At 68.4% G+C, this 22,660-nt stretch carries 17 protein-coding genes and 5 pseudogenes; 13 read left to right on the top strand and 9 right to left on the bottom strand.

The features are described 5' to 3' along the window. The first annotated feature begins 113 nt into the window (after positions 1 to 113). From ACFYOH_RS42710 to ACFYOH_RS42695, 4 genes are all read left to right on the top strand, one after another. Entirely contained in the window at positions 114 to 503 is a 390-nt protein-coding gene (locus ACFYOH_RS42710) for a hypothetical protein (RefSeq protein WP_388637204.1), read from the top strand. A gap of 296 nt (positions 504 to 799) precedes the next feature. Further along, positions 800 to 988, top strand: a complete 189-nt coding sequence (locus tag ACFYOH_RS42705) for a hypothetical protein (protein ID WP_388637201.1) — start codon at positions 800 to 802, stop codon at positions 986 to 988. Continuing rightward, positions 975 to 1,202: a DUF6233 domain-containing protein gene (locus ACFYOH_RS42700; protein WP_388637198.1), complete on the top strand. Its 228-nt coding sequence runs from the start codon at positions 975 to 977 to the stop codon at positions 1,200 to 1,202. Before ACFYOH_RS42705 ends, ACFYOH_RS42700 begins: the two co-directional genes overlap by 14 nt. Continuing rightward, positions 1,187 to 1,408 carry a Ku protein gene (locus tag ACFYOH_RS42695; protein WP_388637195.1) on the top strand — a complete coding sequence of 74 codons (222 nt, stop codon included), beginning with the start codon at positions 1,187 to 1,189 and terminating at the stop codon, positions 1,406 to 1,408. The genes ACFYOH_RS42700 and ACFYOH_RS42695 overlap by 16 nt, the downstream gene beginning before the upstream one ends. Before the next feature lie 182 nt (positions 1,409 to 1,590). Here ACFYOH_RS42695 and ACFYOH_RS42690 read toward each other — a convergent pair whose 3' ends face one another. Continuing rightward, complete coding sequence (locus ACFYOH_RS42690) at positions 1,591 to 2,571, bottom strand: ArsR/SmtB family transcription factor (RefSeq protein WP_388637192.1); 981 nt, start codon at positions 2,569 to 2,571, stop codon at positions 1,591 to 1,593. Positions 2,572 to 3,167: 596 nt separating this feature from the next. Between ACFYOH_RS42690 and ACFYOH_RS42685 the strand changes: the two genes are divergently transcribed. Continuing rightward, the gene (locus ACFYOH_RS42685; protein WP_388637189.1) at positions 3,168 to 3,644 is read left to right on the top strand and encodes a hypothetical protein; all 477 of its coding nucleotides are present in this window, start codon (positions 3,168 to 3,170) and stop codon (positions 3,642 to 3,644) included. A gap of 432 nt (positions 3,645 to 4,076) precedes the next feature. After that, a pseudogene (locus tag ACFYOH_RS42680) lies at positions 4,077 to 4,229 on the top strand (GntR family transcriptional regulator); the annotation flags it as partial. Between the two features lie 361 nt (positions 4,230 to 4,590). Here the strand turns inward: ACFYOH_RS42680 and ACFYOH_RS42675 are convergent. Together ACFYOH_RS42675 and ACFYOH_RS42670 are read right to left on the bottom strand one after the other, a co-directional pair. Beyond that, positions 4,591 to 5,871 (bottom strand): IS701 family transposase, encoded by a 1,281-nt coding sequence (locus tag ACFYOH_RS42675; protein ID WP_388637186.1) that lies wholly within the window; start codon positions 5,869 to 5,871, stop codon positions 4,591 to 4,593. A gap of 435 nt (positions 5,872 to 6,306) precedes the next feature. Next, positions 6,307 to 6,843 carry a nuclear transport factor 2 family protein gene (locus ACFYOH_RS42670; RefSeq protein WP_388637184.1) on the bottom strand — a complete coding sequence of 179 codons (537 nt, stop codon included), beginning with the start codon at positions 6,841 to 6,843 and terminating at the stop codon, positions 6,307 to 6,309. A 228-nt stretch (positions 6,844 to 7,071) separates the two neighbouring features. Here ACFYOH_RS42670 and ACFYOH_RS42665 point away from each other — a divergent pair, with 228 nt between their 5' ends. Then, positions 7,072 to 7,782: a hypothetical protein gene (locus ACFYOH_RS42665; RefSeq protein ID WP_388637180.1), complete on the top strand. Its 711-nt coding sequence runs from the start codon at positions 7,072 to 7,074 to the stop codon at positions 7,780 to 7,782. 227 nt (positions 7,783 to 8,009) lie between these two features. Here the strand turns inward: ACFYOH_RS42665 and ACFYOH_RS42660 are convergent. Continuing rightward, positions 8,010 to 8,549 (bottom strand): annotated as a pseudogene (locus ACFYOH_RS42660) (chorismate synthase); the annotation flags it as partial. A gap of 518 nt (positions 8,550 to 9,067) precedes the next feature. Between ACFYOH_RS42660 and ACFYOH_RS42655 the strand changes: the two are divergent. Beyond that, the gene (locus ACFYOH_RS42655) at positions 9,068 to 13,762 is read left to right on the top strand and encodes a DUF6531 domain-containing protein (protein ID WP_388637177.1); all 4,695 of its coding nucleotides are present in this window, start codon (positions 9,068 to 9,070) and stop codon (positions 13,760 to 13,762) included. Positions 13,763 to 13,792: 30 nt separating this feature from the next. Continuing rightward, entirely contained in the window at positions 13,793 to 14,290 is a 498-nt protein-coding gene (locus tag ACFYOH_RS42650; RefSeq protein ID WP_388637174.1) for a hypothetical protein, read from the top strand. A 66-nt stretch (positions 14,291 to 14,356) separates the two neighbouring features. Here ACFYOH_RS42650 and ACFYOH_RS42645 read toward each other — a convergent pair whose 3' ends face one another. After that, positions 14,357 to 14,887, bottom strand: coding sequence for a helix-turn-helix domain-containing protein (locus tag ACFYOH_RS42645; protein ID WP_388637171.1), 531 nt, complete (start codon positions 14,885 to 14,887; stop codon positions 14,357 to 14,359). 400 nt (positions 14,888 to 15,287) lie between these two features. Here ACFYOH_RS42645 and ACFYOH_RS42640 point away from each other — a divergent pair, with 400 nt between their 5' ends. Both ACFYOH_RS42640 and ACFYOH_RS42635 read left to right on the top strand, forming a co-directional pair. Next, positions 15,288 to 15,701, top strand: coding sequence for a hypothetical protein (locus ACFYOH_RS42640; RefSeq protein ID WP_388637207.1), 414 nt, complete (start codon positions 15,288 to 15,290; stop codon positions 15,699 to 15,701). A 1,803-nt stretch (positions 15,702 to 17,504) separates the two neighbouring features. Further along, the gene (locus ACFYOH_RS42635) at positions 17,505 to 18,071 is read left to right on the top strand and encodes a WD40 repeat domain-containing protein (protein WP_388637168.1); all 567 of its coding nucleotides are present in this window, start codon (positions 17,505 to 17,507) and stop codon (positions 18,069 to 18,071) included. A 259-nt stretch (positions 18,072 to 18,330) separates the two neighbouring features. Here the strand turns inward: ACFYOH_RS42635 and ACFYOH_RS42630 are convergent, their stop codons facing one another. Next, positions 18,331 to 18,519 (bottom strand): hypothetical protein, encoded by a 189-nt coding sequence (locus tag ACFYOH_RS42630; protein ID WP_388637166.1) that lies wholly within the window; start codon positions 18,517 to 18,519, stop codon positions 18,331 to 18,333. A 112-nt stretch (positions 18,520 to 18,631) separates the two neighbouring features. On the opposite strand from ACFYOH_RS42630, the pseudogene ACFYOH_RS42625 reads away from it, so the two are divergent. Then, positions 18,632 to 19,296, top strand: a pseudogene (locus tag ACFYOH_RS42625) (Type 1 glutamine amidotransferase-like domain-containing protein). 271 nt (positions 19,297 to 19,567) lie between these two features. Here the strand turns inward: ACFYOH_RS42625 and ACFYOH_RS42620 are convergent. Then, positions 19,568 to 20,124 (bottom strand): annotated as a pseudogene (locus ACFYOH_RS42620) (DinB family protein). A gap of 227 nt (positions 20,125 to 20,351) precedes the next feature. Between ACFYOH_RS42620 and ACFYOH_RS42615 the strand changes: the two are divergent. Next, a pseudogene (locus ACFYOH_RS42615) lies at positions 20,352 to 20,491 on the top strand (transposase); the annotation flags it as partial. A 16-nt stretch (positions 20,492 to 20,507) separates the two neighbouring features. On the opposite strand, the gene ACFYOH_RS42610 reads toward ACFYOH_RS42615, so the two are convergent. Together ACFYOH_RS42610 and ACFYOH_RS42605 are read right to left on the bottom strand one after the other, a co-directional pair. Further along, positions 20,508 to 21,719 (bottom strand): WXG100 family type VII secretion target, encoded by a 1,212-nt coding sequence (locus ACFYOH_RS42610; protein ID WP_388637210.1) that lies wholly within the window; start codon positions 21,717 to 21,719, stop codon positions 20,508 to 20,510. Positions 21,720 to 22,083: 364 nt separating this feature from the next. Further along, positions 22,084 to 22,284, bottom strand: a complete 201-nt coding sequence (locus ACFYOH_RS42605; protein WP_388637163.1) for a hypothetical protein — start codon at positions 22,282 to 22,284, stop codon at positions 22,084 to 22,086. Positions 22,285 to 22,660 lie beyond the last annotated feature (376 nt).

The raw sequence follows: 22,660 nt of genomic DNA, 5'->3' as shown, positions 1-22,660 counted from the left end.
CAAGCAACGGGCCAGGCACCACGACGTCGGCAAGACCGTCAAACGCGCCGAATCAATCAAGGAACACCAAGCCCAGCGAGGTTAAACGCCAAGCTGAGAAAGAGGACGCCAAGTTGCCCGGTTTGGAGGAGGTGCTGGACGCGTTCGACCGCGGCCTGCTGTGGATGACGGTCGCCGACCGCATACCCAAGCCCCCGCAAGCGGCACGACTGGTCGGGCCGTCGGCCCGCAACTTCATCCGGCCCAAGGTTTTCGACGGGCTCGCGGGCATGGTCCATCTGCGCCTCGCCCACGCCGGACACACCACCCCTGACATCGCGTGGTCGGGGCGCCCCGGACTCGCCCTGCCCGAGGAGTGGGAAAAGGCCATGGACGACGCCCTCGACGCGGCCGTCGCGGACACGCCCGACACCGCACCCCTGCGCGCCCTGCTCGCTGGCAACGACCGCATAACCGCCACTCGGCCCTGCGATCCCAGGGTCGCTGAGCCTCCGCTGGCGTAGACGCAACGAACTTCGACGGCGACGCACTATCGATCCACCTTGGTGACAGGCAGCGATGGAGCCCACTGGGCCGACTGCTGGCCAGGGAGGCCGGGAACTTTGCTGGTGACCCGGTCGGCGGTCAATGGCGAAGGTCCAGGAGGAAACACCCAGGGCGCCTTCGTGGCCAAGTAGCACTGCGAGTGGCCAACCATCGCTGCGAGTGGCCAACCATCGCTGCGAGTCACACTCGTGCCGGTGGGCAGCGTACCTCGTAGAATCGAACGTGTGAACGAATCCGCTCGTCCCGTCTCGACATGCTGCGTTTCGCCCGCTGCGTCGTGGAGCAGCAGGCCGCACGGCAGCTGGTCGTCATCTACCAGTGGATCGCGGACGAGGAGCAGCGGGAGGCGGGGCGACAGGCCAGCGGGGCGCGAGTGGCGCGGGCGGCGGACTGGCTGATCCAGTACGGCCTCAACCGGGCCGGACGCGGTGCACGTGGGTGACTGCTGGGCGGCGAAGAAGAGCGGGCGGTGCCGGCCGGTGAGCCGGGAGCAGGCGGTGGCGGCGCTCCGGCAGCATGTGCCGGCGTGCCCGCACTGCCGCCCGGACACCGAGCTGGGCGTCCTCGACCAGGCGGTGCGAGGACGGCGGCACGCGGCCCGTGACGTGCGAAAACCCCGGGCTGGCGGTCCCATGGAGGTATGGCTACCACGATGACCGTGGCCTTCGGCCTGGTCTCGGTGCCTGTCCTGGTCAGCCCGGCCACCGAGGAGCACCGCGTCCGGTTGCACGAGGTCCACCGCAGCGACGGAGGCCGCATCCGTCACCGGCGGGTCTGCGAGTTGGAGGGCCGGGAGGTGCCCTGGGCCGACGTGGGGCGGGGCGTGGAGATTTCTCTGGGGGCCGAGCTGTTGCAGTGGTGACGTTCCCACCGATGATGCAGCTCAGCGCTGTGCGACTGACTCCCTCTGGGCGGCCGAAGCTGAAGCGACTGACCCGCAGCGCGGACGGCTGGGTCGGGATCTGCCGACTCATCTCCGCCGCCCACCGCGACCCGCAAGGAGATCACGACTCGACACGCGCCCTTACTGGACCAGATGCCCTCTCAGCTGCATGCGGTGCCGGGAGTACCGGTGAGGAGTCCGAGGCCCAGTGGGGTGCAGGAGTGCCAGACAGTTTTTCCGTCGCGGTGGGCAGTGACGAGGTGGGCGTCGCGGAGTGCCTTGGTGTGTTCGGATACTGAGGACTTGGCCACGCCGAGGTCGCGGGCGAGGTGGGTGGTGGTGCGTGGTCGGGTGAGCTGTTCCAGGATGGCGGCGCGGGTGCGTCCCAGCAGCACGGCCAGTGCGTTGGCGGCGGCGGGGTCGTCCAGCAAGGGCAGTGGCGTGACCGCCGGGTAGATCAGATACGTTCCCTGGGCGTATCGGCCGACCAGGGGCTGACCGGTCCAGAAGACCGACGGCAGCAGGGTGATGCCCTGCCCATCAAGTGTGATCTCGAGGTCGTCGCCGCTGTCCCACTCCAGGGTCGTGCCGTTCCAGCGTGCCCCCCGGATCAGGCCGGCCAGTGTCGGGCGGATGCCCTGGCTGGCCATGAGCTGGACGTGCCAGGCGCGTTCGGCGTCGAAGCCGGCGCGGATGCGGTCCCATGAGCCGGCCAGAAGGCCCTGGTGTCCTGCCCGTACGGCGTGTTCGAGGGTCTGCCAGGCTTTCCGGTCCCCGTCGGCCAGCAGACGAGTCCACGGGACCGGGCGGCGGCCGGGGGCGTGCACGCGGCGCAGCTCGGTGCGAACGAACGCGGCCGGAGCCGACAGGACCTGCTCGAGTCCGTCGCCGAATCCCCGGCTCGGCGGGTCCAGGAACAGCGGCCCTTTGGCCGTGGCCGGGATCAGCTCCAGCAGCGGCCCCACGGAGCGCTGGGCGTGAGTCATCCGCCGCCGCCAGAGTGCAAAGATCGGGTCCGGCCGCTGCAGCGCCGCGATGGCGAGCGTCAGCTCCACCATGGGTGCCGGCTCCTCGGCGAAGGTCACTTGCAGCAGGTCCTCGGCGGTGAAACACACCCGCAGCACGGCTCCCCCTTTTGCCATGGTGAGTCAGTCCAGGCCCCCCACAGTTCGGTCAGGACCGAATCGAATGCGCGAACCACGCTCGGACCCGATGGTGGGACTGCGGCTTCCGAGTGTGGGCCGTGCGTGCGGGGTGCGGAAGCAGCGGACCGGCCACGGCGCGAAGACCCTTCGCGGCAGAAATGTCGGCTTGATGCGCCTGCAGCCTGACTGGCAGTCAATGACCAGCGCATCATTTCCGGCGGTGAGGACGAAACGGGTTGAGCACCCGAAAGGAGAAGAATGGCTCGCCATTACGCACCGGACGCGGGTGCGCGGGCCCGAAGGCGGACACCTGTACAGCCGCACGAACGGGAACGGCGCCCGGTTCGGCCTCCAGATCCAACTGGGCAGCGCGTTCGACGGCCCGGGCGGTTCCCTGCCGCCCACTTCCAGCCTGAGGCGTCACTGCTGCAGCGTCCCGCCGCGTTGTGCCCGTGCACCCGGTCTCGTCAGGTCACGGATGGCGCGTCCCGCTGGTGCGTCACTGTGCTGCCCAAGCTTGTGAGGGCGTCGGCCCATCCGGAACGCTGCGGCTATCCCGTCATCGGTGAACGACCAGAGGAGAGGGATCGACCATGACAGCGAAAGGCACGTTCTCGGCGTCATTGCGTAGAGCGGCCATCGGCCTGGCACTCGCATTACCTGTGGCGGCCGCTGTGGCTCCCACCGCCACCGCGGCCCCGGCCAAGCCGGCGGTGGCGAACACATGGCACACCAAAACGGTCACGGCCACGTGGTGTCTGGGAGACAGCCACCCCAAGCTCGGTGGTTACCACGGCGCAAGCTGTGTTCTCGCTGAGGAGTACGTCACGGCGACATTCGCCTACAACGGCACCTCCGTGTGGCAGCACTGGGTCGACTGCAACACGAATACCAGTGCGTGGTACGACATCCACGAGAAGTGGTGTGGATACTGGAACAACGGTGGTTCGTACTACGGCTACATGAACGCCGGGGTCAACTTCCGGGTGAGTACCCCGATCACCGACTCCGACCACTACATCAGGATCAATTGCGACAAGAACGGGCACGTATGGGTCAGCGGGTCCTAGAAGCCTCGTAAGGACCTTGTGCCTCCGGCCTCGCCCTGTGAGCGTTGCCGTTGGCGAATCCGGAGCGCGACGACTCGCCCCGCCGGTCATCCGGTGGGGCGATTCGCGCTCTGGAAGCAGTGGCCGCCCTACGGGGCGCCGAGGATCGCAACAGCGCGCTGTCGGTCGGCGTGTACTCCGACCCTGCAGCGGGCTACCCCGCCGACTTCAGCAAGAGCCGGACGCCGACTCGAAGTGACAACAAGCCTGCCTCTGGGACAATTGTCGTGGTTCGGCTCACCCTCACGACGGGAAAACACACCTGGCCTTCGTCGGCCGTAGGTCGAACTCCGAGTGCTCTGCGTCGGTGAACTCCACCAGCAGACCCTGGGCGCGGCTTCTGCGGTCGCGGTGGTGGTGCCGCGGCCCAGGTCGGGTTACCGATGACATACCTCTATCGAGCGCGGCGACGCCGACTGGGAGGCCCGCGTACGAGCCGCCCACCACCGTCTGGCCCGCACCCCGGCGTACATGCCGGAGGAGGGCGAGTACTACAGCGGCGCATGGTCCGAAGCCCACCGGGTCTTCCACCGCACCCTGCTGGAAGCCGGCTTACACCTGCGCGCCTCAATGATCTGGATCAAGGACTTCACCCGTACCACCCATTGATCACGACTCGATACGCGCCCTAGCACCGGAGATCGGGTCGACCGGAACACCCCCGCGTCGGCGGGGAAGCCCCGATGACCGTGGCCAGAGCCTCCGCCGCCGCCGGAACACCCCCGCGTCGGCGGGGAGGACGACGAGGTGTCCATCTCCGAGGCGGTGGAACTCGGAACACCCCCGCGTCGGCGGGGAGGACTGCGAGGACGGTAGCTAGTAGGACTCCGTTAGGTCTGTCTTGATCTTGGTGTGGTCCTGCTGGGCAGAGGTCGGTGGCAGGTGGTGCAGATGCCGGTCCAGCAGTTCAGCAGGTCCTGGAGGGTGTCGAGGATCTGGTAGAGGGTGAGTCCGCTGTGTCGGCTTTTGGGGCCAGCCGCTGCTCGGTGAGGAAGGCGTGGGCGGCGGTGACCAGCGTGGCGTGTTGGTGCCAGCCGTTCCAGGAGCGGCCTTCGAAGTGGTCCAGGCCCAGGCCGTGCTTGAGTTCGCGGTAGTCGTGCTCGATGCGCCAGCGGATCTTAGCCAGGCGGACCAGCTCCGGGATCGGGGTGTCGGGCAGGTCGGACAGCCAGAAGCGGGTCGGCTTGTCCTCGCCGTCGGGCCATTCGGCCAGCAACCACACCAAGGGCAGGACGCCGTCCCACCGGCCGTGCTCGGCCACCGCGGCTGCCTGAGCCAGGCGACGCGGACGCACACCAGCCGGCCGGACCTGCACCGCAAGGAAGCGGGAGGTCATCGGGGAGCGGGAGCCTTCCCGCCAGGTCACCTCCGCGAAGGCGTCCCGTCCTGCGGCCGCGGCCAGTTCCGCCACCGCCACCGGCAGCGGCGGCCGGCGGTAGCGGGGCACCGGCCGCCGGCCGTTGCCGGACCAGGCCGGGGCGGCGGGCACCGCGTCATGCGGCTGGACGGTCAGATCGCCGCGGATGCCGACCACATAACGGATCTCCCGCTCGGCCAGCGCTGCGCGGAAGTCCGCGTTCTGGCCGTAGCCGGCGTCCGCCACCACGAGCGGCGGCACCAGCTGCCAGGTGGCCAGTTCGTCCAGGGCGTCCAGTGCCAGACGCCACTTCTCCCGGTGTCCGACGTCCTTGGGGACGCCGGTCCGCCGTCGCCGGACGGCGTCATCGGCCCACTGCGGTGGCAGGAACAGCCGCCAGTTCAGCGGGCACGACGCCGTGTCGGAGACCGCGTGGACACTGACCGCGACCTGGCAATTGGCCTGCTTGCCCAGCGCACCGCAGTACTGGGGAGCAACACCGACCGACATCCTGCCGTCCTTGGGGAACGACACATCATCGACCGCCCAGGCGTCCGCGCCGACCTGCGGCACCATCCGCTTGGCGATCAGCCGACGCACCGGCACCGCATCCCACGTGGACTGGTTCACGAACTGCTGCAGGCTCTGCTCGTTGCCGTCCGGCAGCCGCGAGGCCATGGCCTGGATGGACTTGCGGCGACCGTCCATCATCAGTCCCCGCAGACAGCAGTCGCTCTTTGCCCGCTGGTCCTTGCGCGGCACCGAGGCGAACACGTCCGCCACGAATAACGCCAACTCCGCCCGAACACGATTGACTTCATGTGCGTCCACACAGTCCTCATGCCCCTGAACACTGCAGGCAGACAGACCTAACGGAGTCCTACTAGGGCGTGTCCCTGGTCGTGATCAAGATGCGGGACGCCTCTTCCGGCGGCCGTTTGCCAACTGGTAGATGTCCAGCGTGGCGCATGAGGAACTCACGTATAACGAGTGGGAGTTGGGGGCCGCCGGAAGGGACGAAAGGCGCAGGCCGAGGACGAGGCGGACGAGTCCGACCCGCGTAGACGAGAGCGGCGGCGGATCCGGCGCAGGCGCCGGATCCGCCTGAGGCCGCCCGGCTCGGGCGTTCGTGCGGCGGGCTGACCAGCAAGGTCCACCTGATCCGCAGGACCCTACGACGTACCTCCAAGCAGCACCACGCGGCTGACATGTCGGCGCTGAAGGCTTTCTACACGGCTGCGGCCATAGCGCCGCTCCGGCCAGACCTCACGGCAAGCGGTTGCCCCTGTCTACCAGCTGATTGAGGGGGCCGTCTGTCAGGGTCGCACGCTGGTCCGTCACGACGGGCAGCCGTGACAGCGCCGCGGGCTCGATGAGTTGCGTTTGGCTGAGGACCGATGCCTGGTCCCAGTAGATGTGCTCGCTCGAGATCAAGGAGCCCTCGAAAGTCACGATGGCGATCACGGCGATGCTGACGGGGCGCCCAGTCGGGGCCACCCCCGGAAGGATCCAGGGCACCTGGCTGTCATGGGTGAACGAGATCAGCATTTCATCGACGATGCGGTCGCGTCCCGTGGTGCGGCTCAGCGATGTGATCGTGAAGTCCTGCGGATTGTGTCCTACGAACCAGCGGGCGTAGAAGTCCCGGACGGCCGGCCTGCCGCGGGCGCCCATGGCTGTGGGCACATGGAGCACCTCAGGTGAGTCCGTCATCGTGGCCATGGTCGCATCGACATCGAGCGTGACGAATTCGTTGCTGGTATGGAGCTCCCAGATGCGCTCCAGGTCCTGGGCGGTGGTCATGAGCAACCTCCTCGAGGTCAGACATCTGGCCGCACCGATCTTTTACCGCGTCGACGCGCGCCTGGCTGAAACACGCCGAGCGGGACCAACCATGTTGAGCGGATCGCCCGACGCGAGCCGCGCCCACCTCGCCCGGTGCAGTCCTGAGTAATAGCGGTGGTGAGCGGGAGGGGGCAGCTCGGCGCCGCCTGAACAGAGATTGTCAGTGCTGCCTCGTACGGTCCGTACATGGGTATCACCTCGGCCTGGTCCATCAGCGCCCACGACGACGACATCATCAGCGCTTTGACTCCGCGACTGATCCCGCTGATCGCCGCGGAGAGGGACGAGCCGTTCGCACGTGAACGCTGGGACCGTTGGTGCCGGGAACCTCTGCCGGACTTCCGGAGTTGGTGGAATCCCTTCGGCCAGTCCTGCCGAAGGGAGGCGGACGCGCTGGACTCCTTCCTCGAGCTGACCGCTTCCGGGGAGCACATGCAGAAGATGTACGACGGCCTATCACCCGACGACGACTTCTCACTGCTCACGGACGTGTGGGACCTGGTCACCGGATCGGAGGACATCTTCATTTCAGTCCAGAGCAAGGAGTTCGCGCTGGGATCCTTCTTTCACGCCATAGGCCCCGACCGGGCCCTCCTCCTGCCGGGCTGGTGCGGCAACTTCCTGCTCAACTCAGCCGAGGTGCGCCAAACGCTGCCTGCTGTCGAGCGGGCACCGATGAGGAGAGCGTCCTGGACGGACCACTGCGGATGTGGCGGCAGGCTGCGGCGGACGCTCGCGGCCTGTGTGGCGTGTCCGTCACCATCTACTGAGAGGGATTGGTCTCGACGACGGCGAGGCCGCTCTGCACTCCGCACTGTGTCCGGATGCCAAGTGGGTCCTGACATCGTCGCCCAGCGGCCGACTTTGCCTTCGCCCGAAGACCGCGCACCTGGCTGATCCGCCACCGTGGACGCAGACGGATCTGTCACTCCCGCCGTGATGGCAGACCACGTCTCGTTATGTGGCCGCTCTGCTGGAGGCGCAGCCCCGACCCCGGGCGAGTATGACGCGCCGGTGGGCGGCCAGGGCGAACTCGGCGCGGGAAAAGGGCGCTTCGTGCTGTCGGCCGACGGTGGACTTGCCGACTCCCATCGGGCCGACCAGGACGACAGCGGGCACGGCGCTCACCGGATCCTCGGATTGTCGAGGTACGACCGCACGTTGCGGCGCGTCTCGGCCACGGAGTCGCCGCCGAACTTCTCGGCGACCGCGTCCGCCAGGACGAGCGCCACCATCGCCTCGGCGACGATGCCCGCGGCGGGCACGGCGGAGACGTCGGAGCGCTGGTGGTGGGCCGGGTCTCCTCGCCGGTGGTGACGCCCACCGTCTTCAGGGCGCGCGGCACGGTCGCGATCGGCTTCATCGCGGCCCGCACCCGCAGCAGCTCGCCGGTGCTCAGCCCGCCCTCGGTGCCGTCGGCGCGCCCGGAGACGCGCAGGATGCCCTCGGCCGTGCTGATGATCTTGTCGTGCGTCTTGGAGTCGGGCACCCGGGCCAACTCGAAGCCGTCACCGATCTCGACGCCCTTGATCGCCTGGATGCCCATCAGGGCAACCCGCGAGCCGGGCGTCCAGCTTGCGGTTCCAGTGCACGTGCGAGCCGAGGCCGACCGGGATTCCGGTGACGATCGAATCGTCGGGGCGGCCCCCGGTTAGGGGATCGCCTATGCGGGTGCCGTCGGCCGAGTGCTTGGAGGAGCGGGTGCGTACCGCCCCCAGCTCGGCAACCTGTGGGTTCTGTACCTGAACGACGAGCAGGTCGAGTAGGTGGCCTACGCGTTCTATCTGCGCTCGGTGGGCGGCTTTGCGGGCGGAGATCAACCGGTTCGGCCGCGAGTTTGGTGTCACCTTCCGCCCGACCGGCCGATATCCGGCCTGTGGCCGAGCCCGGCCGCGGTCCGGAGGGCTCTGCCTCTTCCACGTTCTCCTCGCCTGCAGGGTCTGTACAGCTGGCTCGTCTGGGCGATCACTCGCCTGGCAGCTATGCGGCGTGGGAGCGTTCGCAGCTGTGCAACGGGCCCCGTCGAGGTCCGCGGCGCGAGCACGGGACGTTGACGCCCCGCCAACGCTGGCTTGCTTTGCGGTGTCTTGCTGTCTTTGCCATCTACTAGAGTTCATGATCGCGAACGCGGTGGCTGTGTGTTGCCCGTGGGCTCGGAGAAACACGGGGGAGAGGTACGGGGATGGGTTACACGATTCCGGGATGGCTCGATGAGGTCCTGGACTTCATCGGGGTCAAGTTCCCGAACGTGGACGAGGACGACTACCGTGAAATGGCCGACGGAATGCGGGATTTCGCGGACAAGTTCGAAGGACATGGCGCGGACGCGCACCAGGCTGTGTCACGGATCCTGTCCTCGTCCCAGGGCTGGGCCGTCGATGCGATGGAGAAGCACTGGAACCAGGTCAAGGCCAGCCATCTGGAGAAACTTCCTGAACTGGCCCGCCTGTTCGCGGATGCGTGCGACGTCCTTGCCGACATCATCTTCTGGATGAAGACCAAGGCGGAGGCCGAACTGGCCATCATGGCCGGATCGGCGGGTCTGTCCATCGGGCTCGCGTGGGTGACCGGCGGCCTGTCGGCGGTGCTCGGTGCAGCCGAGATCACGGCGATGCGGCAGGTCGTCAAGCGGATCCTCGACGAAGCGGTGGACCGGATCGTCGACGAGGTGATCGCGAAGGTCACCGAGCCGGTCAACGCCAAGCTGGAGGCGATGGTCGAGGACATGGTCCTCGACCTGGCGAAGGGCGCTTTCTCCCTGCCGCCGGCAGCAGGCAGCGGCACCGGGCACGGTACAAAGGGCGGGCACGGCGGGATGCAGCTCGCCTCGGCCGGCGCGGGTGGCTCCGGCAGTGGCGCGGGCGGGACCACCAAGATCGATCACGTCGAGTTCGACGACGGCGCGGGCAAGGTATCCCGGCACGGCAGCGAGATGCACACTGCCGCGTCCTCACCTTTGGGACGGGTCAGGGGGGCGTTCGGCCGCAGCAAGGGCCGCGACCCCTTCACACGGGTCTTCGACGACGTACTGCACGGTGCGATCAAGGGCTCGGAGAAGGCCCTGAAAAGGATCTCCACGCACATCACGGAGACCATTCCGGAGCGGGTGAAGGCCACTTCCCGCTTGCACAAGGGCATCGACCTCGATGTCCGTGACCGGGTCAACGCCATCGACGGCGGCAAGAAGGGAGGCGGACATGACGGCGGGCGCACCCGCCTGGACGGCCTGGGCAAGCGGCTGCCCGCATCCCTGAAGGACGCCCTGGCCAATGCGCGTGGGAAAGCGGTGGCTCTGACCCGGCGGCGTTGCAAGACCGACCCCGTCGATGTCGCGAGCGGCGAGATGGTGCTGTCCCAGACTGATCTGGGTCTGCCGGGCGTGCTGCCCTTGGTGCTGCGGCGCACCCATATATCCGGTTACCGCTACGGCCATTGCTTCGGGCCGAGCTGGGCCTCGACGCTGGATGAGCGCCTGGAGATGACGGGCAGCGGTGCGATCTGGGCCCGCGAGGACGGCTCGCTTCTCGTCTACCCGCGGGTGCCGGCCTCGTTCGACGATCCCATCGAGCCGGTCGAAGGCGAGCGCGTTCCGCTCACCTATGTCGAGCGCAACGCGCTGGGTGAGGTCACCTACGCCACCACCGACCCCTACTCGGGCCACATACGCCGCTTCGTCGGCAGCCCCTACACCTCCGGTGGCCTGTACTGGCTCAGCGAGATCGAGGACCGCAACGGCAACACCGTACAGATCGTCCGCGACGACGAGGGTTTGCCCAGCGCCGTCGTCCACGACGGCGGCTACGACGTGCGGGCGACCTGTGACCGGGCGAGCGGCCGCGTCGCGGCCCTGGAGCTGCGCACCGCGAACGGCCCGGTCAAAGTCGCCTCCTTCGGCTACGACGACGGCGACGACCTGAATGAGGTCACGTCCTTCTGCGACACCGTTGCGTTGCGGTTCACCTACGACGACGAGCACCGGGTGACGTCGTGGACCGACCGCAACGGCCACACCTACGCGTACGTGTACGACGCGGCGGGCCGGGTCGTGGAGACGATCGGTCCCGACGGGGCGCTGTCCTCACAATTCGCGTACGACACCGCCGAGCGCGTCACCCGGTTCACCGACTCGACCGGCGCGGTCACCGTCACCCGGCTCAACGCGCTTGGACAGACCGTCTCCGAGACCGACCCGCTCGGCCACACCGTCCACTTCGTGTGGGACCGCCACGACAACCTGCTGGAGCGCACCGACCAGCTCGGAAACACCGCCCGCTTCACCTGGGACGAGCGGGGCAACCTGACACGGATCCAGTTCCCCGACGGCACCGAGTCGACCACCCGCTACAACGACCTCAACCTGCCAGAACAGGTCACGGGAACCGACGGCACGACCTGGCGCCAGTCCTTCGACGAGCGCGGCAACCGCACCCGGATCACGGCACCGGACGGCACCGAGACGCACTTCTCCTACGACGCCCGCGGCGCACTGCTCACCCTGACCGATCCGACCGGCGCGACCGAGCACCTCACCAACGACGCGGCAGGCCTCGTGCTGACCCGCACGGACGCCTACGGCCACACCGCGTCGGTCCAGCGCGACGCCTTCGGCCGGCCCGTCCGCGCCACCGCCCCCGGCGGCGCCACCACCCTTCTGGAGTGGCTGCCCCAGGGCTGGCTCGCCCGCCGCGTGGCCCCCGACGGGTCCGAGGAACGCTGGACCTGGGACGCGGAGGGCAACTGCACCTCCCACACCGGACCCAGCGGCGCCGTCACCCGCTTCGAGTACACGCACTTCGACCGGCTCGCCGCCCGCACCGGCGCGGACGGCGCCCGATTCTCATTCGCCTACGACACCGAACTGCGCCTGACAGAAGTCCTCAACCCACAAGGGATGACCTGGAATTACACCTACGACGCGGCCGGCAACCTGACCTCCGAGTCCGACTTCGACGGACGCACGGTCACATACGAGTTCGACCCGATGGGCCGACCCATCGCACGCACGACACCGCTCGGCGCCCGGATCAGCAGCGACTACGACGTGATGGGCCGCGTCATCGCCAAGGACGTGGCAGGCCGGCACACCCGCTACACCTACGACGCGGCCGGCCGCCTCAGCTCGCTGATATCGCCCACCTCCACGCTGACCCTGGAACGCGACGCGGTCGGCCGGGTCGTCGCGGAGACCGTCGACGGGCGCACCACCCGCTTCACCTACGACGCCGCCGGACGGCGCACCACACGCACCACGCCCACCGGCGCCGTGACCCGGTCCACCTATGACGCGGTGGGCAACCGCACAGCGCTGCTCAACGACGGCCATGCCCTGACCTTCACCCACGACGCATGGGGCAAAGAGTTGACCCGCAGCTTCGGCCCCGCCGAGGCACCGGTCACCCTCACCTCAGGGTGGAACGACATGGGCCGGCTCACCTCACAGCTGCTGACCGCCGGCGGCCGAACCCTGCGCGCCCGGGCATACGACTACCGGGCTGACGGCTGCCTGGAGCGGATCTTCGACGAACTGAGCGGCACGAGCCGCAGCCTCGACCTCGACCCGGTCGGCCGCCCCCTGCGCGTCACAGCCGAGAACTGGTCGGAGTCGTACTCATACGACAGCGCCGGCAACGAGGCCCATGCCCAGTGGCCCGATCACGCCGCGCGCACCGAGGGCCGCGGAGAACGCACCTACGCGGGCACCCGCGTCCTGACCGCCGGACGGATCCGCTACGAGTACGACGCCGCGGGACGCACCACACTGCGCCAGAAAACACGGCTGTCGAAGAAGCCGGACACCTGGCGCTACACCTGGGACGAGGAGAACCGCCTCGTTGCCTGCGTCACCCCCGACGGCACCCGGTGGACGTACTCCTACGACCCGCTCGGGCGGCGCACGGCCAAGCACCGCATGGCCGACGACGGGCGCACCGTCGTGCAGTCCGTCCACTTCACCTGGGATGGCACCCGGCTGGCCGAGCAGACGGACACTGCCCACCACATCACCACCACCTGGGACTACGAAGGCCACCGCCCGCTGACCCAACTCGAGCGCCGCACCAGCCCCGAGCACCAGCCACAGAGCGAGATCGACGCCCGCTTCTTCGCGATCGTCACAGACCTGGTGGGCGCACCCAGCGAACTCGTCGACGAACAGGGGACCATCGCTTGGCGCGGCCGATCCACCGTCTGGGGCACCACCAGCTGGAACCGGGACGCGGCGGCCTACACCCCGCTGCGCCTGCCGGGCCAGTACGACGACGCCGAGACCGGCTTCTACTACAACTACCAGCGCCACTACGACCCCGACACCGCGCGCTACGCAAGCCCCGACCCGCTCGGCCTGGGCCCGGCGCCCAACCCGGTCGCGTACGTCACCAACCCGCACACCCGGATGGACCCCGAGGGCCTGATCGCCAAGGGATGCACGGAAAACGGCGGCTGGTACAGCGGGCTGAAGCCCGCGAACCTCCTGGACGACGACAAACAGCGCATCAACCCCGTGGACCAGGAGATCAACCACATCCCCGCGAAGGCGTCCTACGCCCACCTGGACATGCCCGGTTTCCGGACCAACAAGAACGGCGGCGGCGCCGGCATGGGACCCGCGATCCGCATGGACGCCGAAGACCACCGTGACCTGACGAGCACGGGCTCCAGCAAGGAGAGCGAGGAATGGCGCGCCAAACAGCGGAAGCTGATCGATGCCGGACACTGGGACCAGGCCATGAAGATGGACATCGACGAGATCCGTGAGCTGTACGGCGACAAGTACGACACCCACATCAAGGACATGGTCGACAGCCTGAAGAACAACAAGAAGTTCCAGGCCATGCTGACCAAGAAGGGCTGGACGATAAACTACGACATCCTGAAATGACGACGCCGTGAAGGACTGAGGGATTACGCGATGGATCTGGTACTCGACCCGCCGCGCGGAGTCGCGCCGATCCTGCTGGGCATGACGCTCGACGAGGCGCTCGCCGCGGTGCCCGACTGGGGCGAGCCCCGGGTACTGAGGCGCCCGAGCCGGAACTCGGCGAAGGCGTCCTGGACCCTCGACCACGTCGGCGTACAGGCCCTGGCCGAGGGCGGGAGCCACGTCACCGCGATCGAGCTGTGGTGGCCCGGTGAGGGCCGCACGTCCACCACGCGCGTCCTTCTCGAAGGGGACGAAGTGTTCACCACCCCTGCCGAGGATCTCTTTCGGCACGCCGCCGACCGGGGTTGGACGGTCGACAGGTCGCAGCCCGAGTACCCGGTGATCCCCGGGGTGTCGCTGGGCTTCACCCGGCAGACCTCACAGGAGGTCGAGCGGGACCCTGACGGTCTTCCGAGGTACGTCACCTCTGTCCTCGTGGGCGGTAAGGACTACTACAACTACCGCCATCAGGACCGCGGTCAATAGTGGCTCGACCTACAGCGGATACCTCATCGGCTTCACCGAGCATGACGACTACTCCGACGGTGCAGATCAGGTGGTGTTTACTACCCGTCTTCCGGCGGCCGATCGGTGACGGGCCGGTGGCCTCGCCCCCTTTTTCGCGCGGATGTGGGAGGCATGGATGTGGGAGGCATGTACACAGGCCCGGATCCAGTCCAGTGCGTCGGCCGCGTGCAGTTCGGCGGGCAGAAGGCGGTGCCAGCTTCTTGAAAGCGCCGGCGCGTGCCACCGCCCCAGCCGGCGCCGGCAGGTCTGTCCGGAGCCGAACCCGAGCTCCAGCTCGGTCGGCGAGTACGTCAGCATGCCCGGGCACCCCTCTCGCCCAGTCCACCTGCACGTCCCGGCGATCAGCACCCGGATCCGGGCCAGGGGCCACCGCTGGTTCTCCCAGCCATGCACGGCCGGGCCCAGCTCCTTCTCCTGCTCGGCGAACTGTTCGTCGGACAGCTTGGGCAGGTTCGGCGGCCCTGCGGAGGTGAGCGCGGCCATCCGGCCCTCCCGCCAGGCGCGACGCCAGCGTTGCACCGACCGCTCACTGACCCGCAGATCCTTAGCGATCACCGCAGTTCTCTCACCACGAGCGAACCGCTCACCGGCCTCGTACCGGATCGCTCGCGAAGCTGCTATCACTTCGCGGTCAGCCCACCACCCTGCGCGTACCGCATAACCGGCCTACCGCAGGGATCACCACACGTCATCGACAACAATTCGAAGGGCTGGGTAGCCGGGGTGCCGGCCGCTTGTCGCCTGACCATGGTGAGTGCGCCACGACGGGTCGTGGCGGATGGTAAAAGCCGACTGCTACAGGTTGACGTCTTCGGCGCGCATGTCGCTGGTGAGCCGCTGGGCGCAGAGAGCTTGCGGAATTCCTGCGTTGATCGCCGCCCGGGCCAGCGGTGCGGGCCGGCCCTCTCCCCGGGGCCGGATCGTCGGCCGTGATGACCCTCGTGGCTTGAGCGACGTGCAGGAGCGACTCCCCGACCGCAACCGCAAGATCACTTTGTTTGCTTGTGCGACAGCGGGGGACTGGTTGACGCAGCGGCGAAGGGGTCGGCCGCGGTGGGTTGGGGTGGAATCCGTCGGGCCGCGTGGCTGCGGGCGACACGTGCAGGGTCTCGCCCGCGCCCGCCTGCTCACGCTCGACCACGACACCGTCGATCTCGCCCACGAAGCTCTGATCACCGCCTGGCCGCGGCTGCGGCAGTGGATCGACGATGCCCGCGAGCAACTGCGCCTTCACCGCCAGCTCACCGAAGCAGCCCGCACCTGGAACAATCTCGATCATGACCCGGGCGCGCTGTACCGGGGCAGCCGGCTGACCGCGGTCGAGGAACACCTGGCACCGGATCACCTCACCTCCAGCGGGCCTTCCTGACCGCGAGCGTCACCGCGCGCGAAGAGGAACGGCGTGCGGCCACCCGCGCGTCCCGGCGGCTGCGCCGGCTTCGGACGGCTCTGTCTCTGGCCGCCGTGCTGATCCTGATCACCGCCATGCTCGCCTGGCAGCAGAGCCGTGCCCGGGACCATGAGCGGGCGTGGGCTGAGGCCCGCCGGACCGCTGCCTTGGCGGATGCGCTGCGCGCGACCGATCCGGCCACGGTGATGGAGCTCAGCCTCGCCTCGTGGCGGCTCGCCGACCTTCCCGAGACTCGCTCGGCCCTGGTCGGCGCCATGACGCAGAGGGAACAGGACGCCTTTGTCGATCCGAACCCTGACCCGACAGCCGAGCGGTACCTCGGCGCCAACGGCCGCACGCTGCTCAGTGTCGACACTCAGCGCGTGGTGCTCTGGGACGTGCGTACGCATCGGAGGATCGCTACCTACCCCGGTCTGGGAAAAGAACTCGACCACGCGGGGGCGCTGAGCTCCGACAACCGCCGGCTCACGCTACTGGCAAACGATCAGGTACAGGTATGGGACGTACGGGCCGGGCTGGTCAAAGGTCCTGTGTTCTCCCGTGCCGAGGGGGCCGAGTTCGGACCGAGCGGCCGTACAGTGCTGCTGTATGAGACAGTCGGCGGGCGGCATGTGGTCCTGCTGGTTGATGTGGCTAGCTGGCGCCTTCTGTTGCGGTTCCCTCTGGACGCCGCGCCGCATGATGCCGGCGGTGGAAGGATCCCGCTCTCGGACTGGAACATGCGCCGCGTACTGCGCCAACGCACCCTCGCAGACTATCCGTTCCCCGACGCGGTGGTGAGTGCGGACGACGAGTTGGTGGCGCTGTGCCGTCCCGGCAGGCCGGTGGAACTGTGGAGTGTCACCGGGCGACGACGGCTGCCAGCCCCCTGGGCGCCCACTGCGACGGCCGACGACTGCCTTGAGGAGAACGTGCGGTTCACCCCGGACGGCCGTCGGCTTGTCCTCCTCACCGCGTCCGGGGTACGAATCTGGGACATCGCGTCGAGAAAGCGCCTGCCCGGGATCTCGCACAAGGGGCTGCGGGAAGTGGAGTTCAGCCGCGACGGAACATACATGGTCGCATCCGATGCGGACACGATCCTGCTGTGGCGGGTCGGCACGGGAGCCCTAACCACAGCGGCCCTTGTCCTCCGGTACCCGCTGCCCGACGAATCCGCCAGTGAACTCAGGATCGACCTGGAAGCACAGCGGATCAGCTACTTCGGTGGCAGAAGGGAAAACGTCGTGCGGTCCCTGAGCCTGCACGGCGTTCTGAACGCGAACTGGCAGAACACGCCCGTCACCGCGGCTGCCTTCAGCCCGGACGGCCGAACCCTCGCCACCGCCCGGCTGGACCGAGCTTCCGGCCGGACAGGGATCCGAGTGCGCAACGGCGACCGGGTGACCGACCTCCCGCCGGTCACCTGCCCTGCTCCCCTCGGCGGAGGGCTCCAGGAACTTGCGCCCTGCACGATCCACCTGGCCTTCCGGCCCGACAGCCGCGTCCTCGCCTACGGAGTCAGCCTCCCCTCCCTGTCCGTGCCGCCGGAACACGTTGCCCTGTGGGACATCGCGGCACGCCGAGTCATCGCCACCCTGCCCACGGCCCGGACCGATCCTAAGCACCCCGGCCTTCCCGCCAACGCGGTCAACGGCATCGCGTTCGGTCCGCACGGGACGCTGCTGACCTCGCGCATCCCAGTGGACGAGGAGATCGAATCCTGGGACCTCAGCCGAAAAACCGTGGTCAGACGGACGGCCCGCCTGGGCGGTCCTCGCGGTGCGGCCCGACGACCGTCTCCTTGTCACCTCGCACGGCCAGCTGCTGGACCTGCGCACCGGCCGGGTGACACGCCAGACCCTCACCTCGGGAGACGTCACCGCCCTCACGTTCAGTCCGGATGGCAAGTACCTGGCGGCGGGCGACGATTCGGGGCAGGTCACCGTCTGGGACGGAGACGTCCGCCGGCGGCGGGTCGTACTCCCGGCCAACCCTGCCCACACCGACCACAACGCATCCAGTGCCGTGTCCGCGCTGGCCTTCTCACCGGACGACCGCACGCTGGCCACGGCCGGGCAGGACGGCACGCTGCGCCTGTGGGACAACGCCTCCAACCAATCGCTGGGCTCTTCTCTGCCGACGTCCGGTGACACGGTGCTGGCGCTGACGTTTGGGCTGGACGGCCGTACTCTTCAGGCTTCGGGCGAGCACGTACCACTCCAGATATACGGGATCAGTCCTCGTGAGGTGGCCGCCAAGGTCTGCGCGCGCCTCGACGACGTGCCCCCCACCGACTGGCAGTCCCATGTGACCTCTATTCCCCACCAGCCACTCTGCCCCGGATGACCGAGGCCCGGCCTGCGGCAGGGTGATGCGGTCGACCAGCCCCTCGGCGTGCAGCCTCGACACCGCCGGCGGTTCCGGCGGCGCCGTCCGGGTATCCGGCGTACGAGATGCAGCACCCCACGGTGACGGGCCGCAGCGTGACCGACGGCAATATTCCCCAGGTGGGGCGCCAGAAATTCCCCATGGGGATCATGAACAGTTGAAGTATGAGGGCCGGACAGGATGACCCTCCCCGGCCCCGTGGCTCGTCCGTACGCGGCTACGCCCAGCGCATTCCGATCGCGGACAGCTGCTCCACTTGCTCCGGCGACAGCGTCGCGGCCCTGCTCCGCTGAACAACTCCGGAATCAACGAAGGCCGCATCACCGACGTCAAGCTGCAGAAACGCCTGATGGCCGACCGCGCCGGTGTCCCGCTCCTCCGCCACCGCGTTGTCCTGATCGCCCACCTCCGCCGCCGCTACGTGCCTGTTCCTGATGCAGCCATGACATGGTGGAGGCTCTGGCGCGTTGGCGAACGGCTGGTTGTTGACGCATGCGGCATTCCTCGGGAGGGACATGATGAAGCTTCTTCTCACCGACTCCGGGATCAAGAACGCGAGCATCCAGGATGCGCTGGTCGATCTCCTGGGTAAGCCGATCGCTGAGTCCAGCGCTCTCTGCATCCCCACTGCGGGGTATGGGGGCCCGTACGCCGACCCGAGCGGGCCATGGCGATTCATCAGCGGACGGTCGCCCAGTCCCATGACCGAGCTGGGGTGGAAGTCGGTGGGCGTGTTGGAGCTCACGGCGCTGCCCAGTATCGATGAAGCGCTCTGGGTCTCCTGGGTCCGGGAGGCCGACGTCCTGCTGGTCAATGGCGGCGACACGCTTTACCTGTGCCACTGGATGCGGGAGTCCGGCCTGGCTGAACTCCTGCCGTCGCTGCCCGACACGGTCTACGTGGGACTCAGCGCCGGGAGCTGTGTGATGACCCCCCCCGCGTCGGGGAGGAGTTCGTGGGCTGGAAGCCGCCCGCCGGCGGCGACAGCGCGCTGGGAGTGGTTGATTTTTCGATCTTCCCGCACCTGGATCATCCGGATTGTCCGGACAACACCATGGCCGCGGCAGAACGATGGGCGGCCCAGATAGCGGGGCCGGCGTATGCGATTGACGAGCAGACTGCCATCAAGGTGACCGACGACGCCGTCGAAGTGGTCTCCGAGGGCCACTGGAAGTTGTTCTAGCGCCTGTGCCAGGTCCTTGCGTGACACGTCGAGTGGTCTGTTGATCAGTTCAGGGGCTCGTCGCTTGGGGCGGATCCGTCCGAAGCGACGACTGGGCCGCAGGCACCGCCCGCCGCACGGTGGGCGTATGGGCAGGGACGGAGTGCCCCGGCTGCGTCTGGTCGTCGTCGCGCTCTACGGGGGCGGGCCACGGTTGCGCGCCGGGGGTGCGGTGGGCCGTTGACGCCGTGGAGTCCACGTATCCGAAGCTCGATCGCCGGTTACCGAAGAGTCACACTCGGCGCGGTACGGTTCCGTCCTGCCAGCGGTAGAGGTCTCGCAGCAGGGAAATCTCGGCGCCGTGCTTGTTGACGTGCAGGATGATGCCCTCCTGGGAAACCGCTCGGGACCCACCGTGGGCGGATTCTCCACGTCAGCGTCCGAGAGCTCGCGGACCCCCGCGTTCCATCTCCCGTACATCTCGTCGAGCTGTTTTAGCGCCTCGTCAGCGGTCCCCGCGTAGGCGAACGTCTGGGAGTCGACGTCCTGGCCGCCGAAGTGCCATCCGACCCGATAGCCCAGGCACGAGACGATGATGTGCGCCAGCCGCCAGGCAATCGTGGTCACCGGCGCCGGCGCCGGCACCGGGTCAGGGGACGCGGAATCCATCGTCCAGTTCCCCGAACCTGCCGACATCGGTGCGGCCGACGTGCCACGTGGGCGGATGCTCCAGCAGCCGCGCACCGGCTCCCAGAAGTACTCCTCATCGGTAAGACCGTCCAGCCGCGGCCGCAGGTTCTTGCGCCAGTACCAGTCCAACTGCTCCGCGAGCCGCTTGCTTCTTGTCATTTCCGCACACTACAGACCCGTCGAGCAGAGCGTGCCGGCCTGGTGGCCGCAGGGCGACTCCGGCTATGCCGTCCGGCAGCGCGACCTGGGTCCACCCGACATGATGGTCAGCAAGGCAGGCCCCTCGACGCTGACCAGCAGGCGGGCGGATCGTGGCCGTTCGCGTCACGCTCCACCCCGAAAGGGGGCCTTGCATGTCGTTCACCTGGCGCTACGTCGTACGCCCCGACGGCGGGAAGAAGGTGCCGGGCGCAAGCGGCACATCGTGACCGATACGCTCGGTCTGCTGCTGGCCGTCGCGGTCACCGCCGCGTACATCGGCGACCGGGACGCAGCGGCGGGCCTGCTGACCCAGCTGCGTCGACGACATCGCATGGCGACCCTCACCCGGGCGTGGCGGCCGGTCCCGGACGTGGTCCCGGTGCCCGCAGGCGAGGCGGCGGCGCGTCCCCCGGCTGCCAGGGCCGCATGGCCTGGTTCAGAAAGTCCGGATGGGCCGCCACCCACTCGGACATCGGATTGTCGAAACGCAGCTGCGGGTCTGCCGAGTACTGCTTCTCGGCGAGATGGTTCTCCCATGTCACTAGGTTGCTGGCCGGGCCCCCGCCCTGGTACACGTAGGTGAGCAGAGGGACGTTATCGCGGGCGTTGAGGCCGCGGTAGAACGGCACCCGGTCGGTGGTGTCGGCGATGGCTCGCATGATCGCAGCGATGCACCTGATGGACCCGTTGTCCGTGGACAGCACTGCCCTGGCCTGCGACTTGGTCATGTGCGGCAGGTATCCCCCGGCTTCGACCTGTTGCAGTAGGGGTGAGTCGATAAAGTGAACCTTGCCTGGCCCGGCCCAGCGGTGGCTGATGTAGTGGCTGCCCACCTTCTTCACGCCGAGCACTTTTGTGCCGGGCGGCAAGGGCCAGGACGTCTGAACGTTGTTCAGCGCTTCCCACGCGATTACGGCGGCGATGGCCTTCGGGGAGACACCCTGGCTCTGTGCTTCCCTGTTGATCACGTCCTGATGTGCCTCGATCCAGCTCAGGACGGCATCCACACGCTGCGGGTATCTCGAGCCGTCGGGATCCGCGTATGGCGGCGAGTAGTCGTAAGCGCTCCACAGCTCCCGGGAGAGGTTGAAAGGAGCCGGAACGGCATCCCAGCCGCTCGAGAGTGCAACAGAGGGGTAGTGGGGCGGCAGGCCGGGCTTGGGGCGCGGCACCGCATCCAGCTGCGGGACAGCGGCCTCGGCCGAAGCCGGAGCGTTACCCGCAGCCCCTGCCGAGGCACCTGAGACTGCCGGGAAGGCCGCAGGCGCGGCGCCTGCCGCATCCTCCTGATCGATCCGATCGATGACCGACCTGGCTCCCTGCGCCATGTGCCGGAGAGCGGCACTCAACTGCTCTGCGTGAGCTGCCATCTCCCGGTACTCCAAGCGGAACCGGTCGGCTGCGGCGCCCGCCCACACGTGGTCACCGGCGAGCGCCTCCGCGGTCACCGAAACACTTTGCAGACTCGTGCTGAACCGCCCTGCGGCAGCGACGAACTGCTGAGCAGCCGATCCCGCGTTCACTCCCACCACGACACGAACCGCGTCCGCCATGCCGAAACACCTCCACTCCCAGCCTGCCGGGTGAGCGCCATCCTGACGAGCGTGCGACCTGTCGGGCATTCACACGACATGGCAGCGTAGAGCTTTAGGCTTTGTCGCCGAGAGTCAGCAGTGTTCCTTGCCGGTGCGGGCGCCGGTGCGCGGCGCGGCAGGCCGTCGCTGGTCCCGACGGAGGCCTCGCCACTGGACAGCACGGCCGACTCGCCCCCTGCTGCCTTCGGGGCCAGTGCCGTGCGCGGCGCGATGCGCTCCCGCAGCGGACCAGGCCAGCCCGCGCCGACCACCCGCTCCCGTGTGGCTGCGGCCGCCTCGGCGGCGTCCGGGCGCTGCCCGGGGTCATTGTGCAGGCACCGCTCTACCAGTGCGCGCAACAGCGGGTCGGTCTGCTCCAGCCCGGGCAGGTCCGCAGGCTCGTGGACGACCCGAACAGCACCTCGGTGGGGCTGCCCGCGCCGAACAGCGGGTCGGCCCGTGGCGCGAGCAGCAGGAGTCCGCCGGACGCGAAGATGTCGGAGGCGCAACCGACCGGTCCGGTCCTGGCTTGCTCGGGCGCCATGTGCGAGGCGTACGCGCTGCCCACGCCCCCTCGGCTCCGGCGGGCCGGGTGCCGTGCAAGCCCCCCCGGTTTTCGACGCCCTGACTGGGCTGCGTTGCCAGCTCGACCAGGACCTCGGTGGCTACATGGCGGCGGGCCAGACCAGGGTCACTGCGGTGGTTACCCTCGTCCTGGACGCGGCGCCCCGGTCGGGGAGCTGCTCCGATGTGCCTGACCCATTTCCAGCCGGGCGGTGCACATCGACACACCACCGAACCCATCACTGCGCCGGCCCTGCGCTACCGGGTGTGTCAACTTAACGGCTGATCTTGGTAGTTGAGGTGTCAGTTGTTGCTGGGGGTCAGGCGGCCCTCGAAGGCGATCTGGAACGCGTTCA

The sequence above is a fragment of the Streptomyces sp. NPDC007856 genome (assembly GCF_042868225.1).
GTDB lineage: Bacteria > Actinomycetota > Actinomycetes > Streptomycetales > Streptomycetaceae > Streptomyces.
This window is presented reverse-complemented; position numbering and strand designations above follow the sequence as displayed.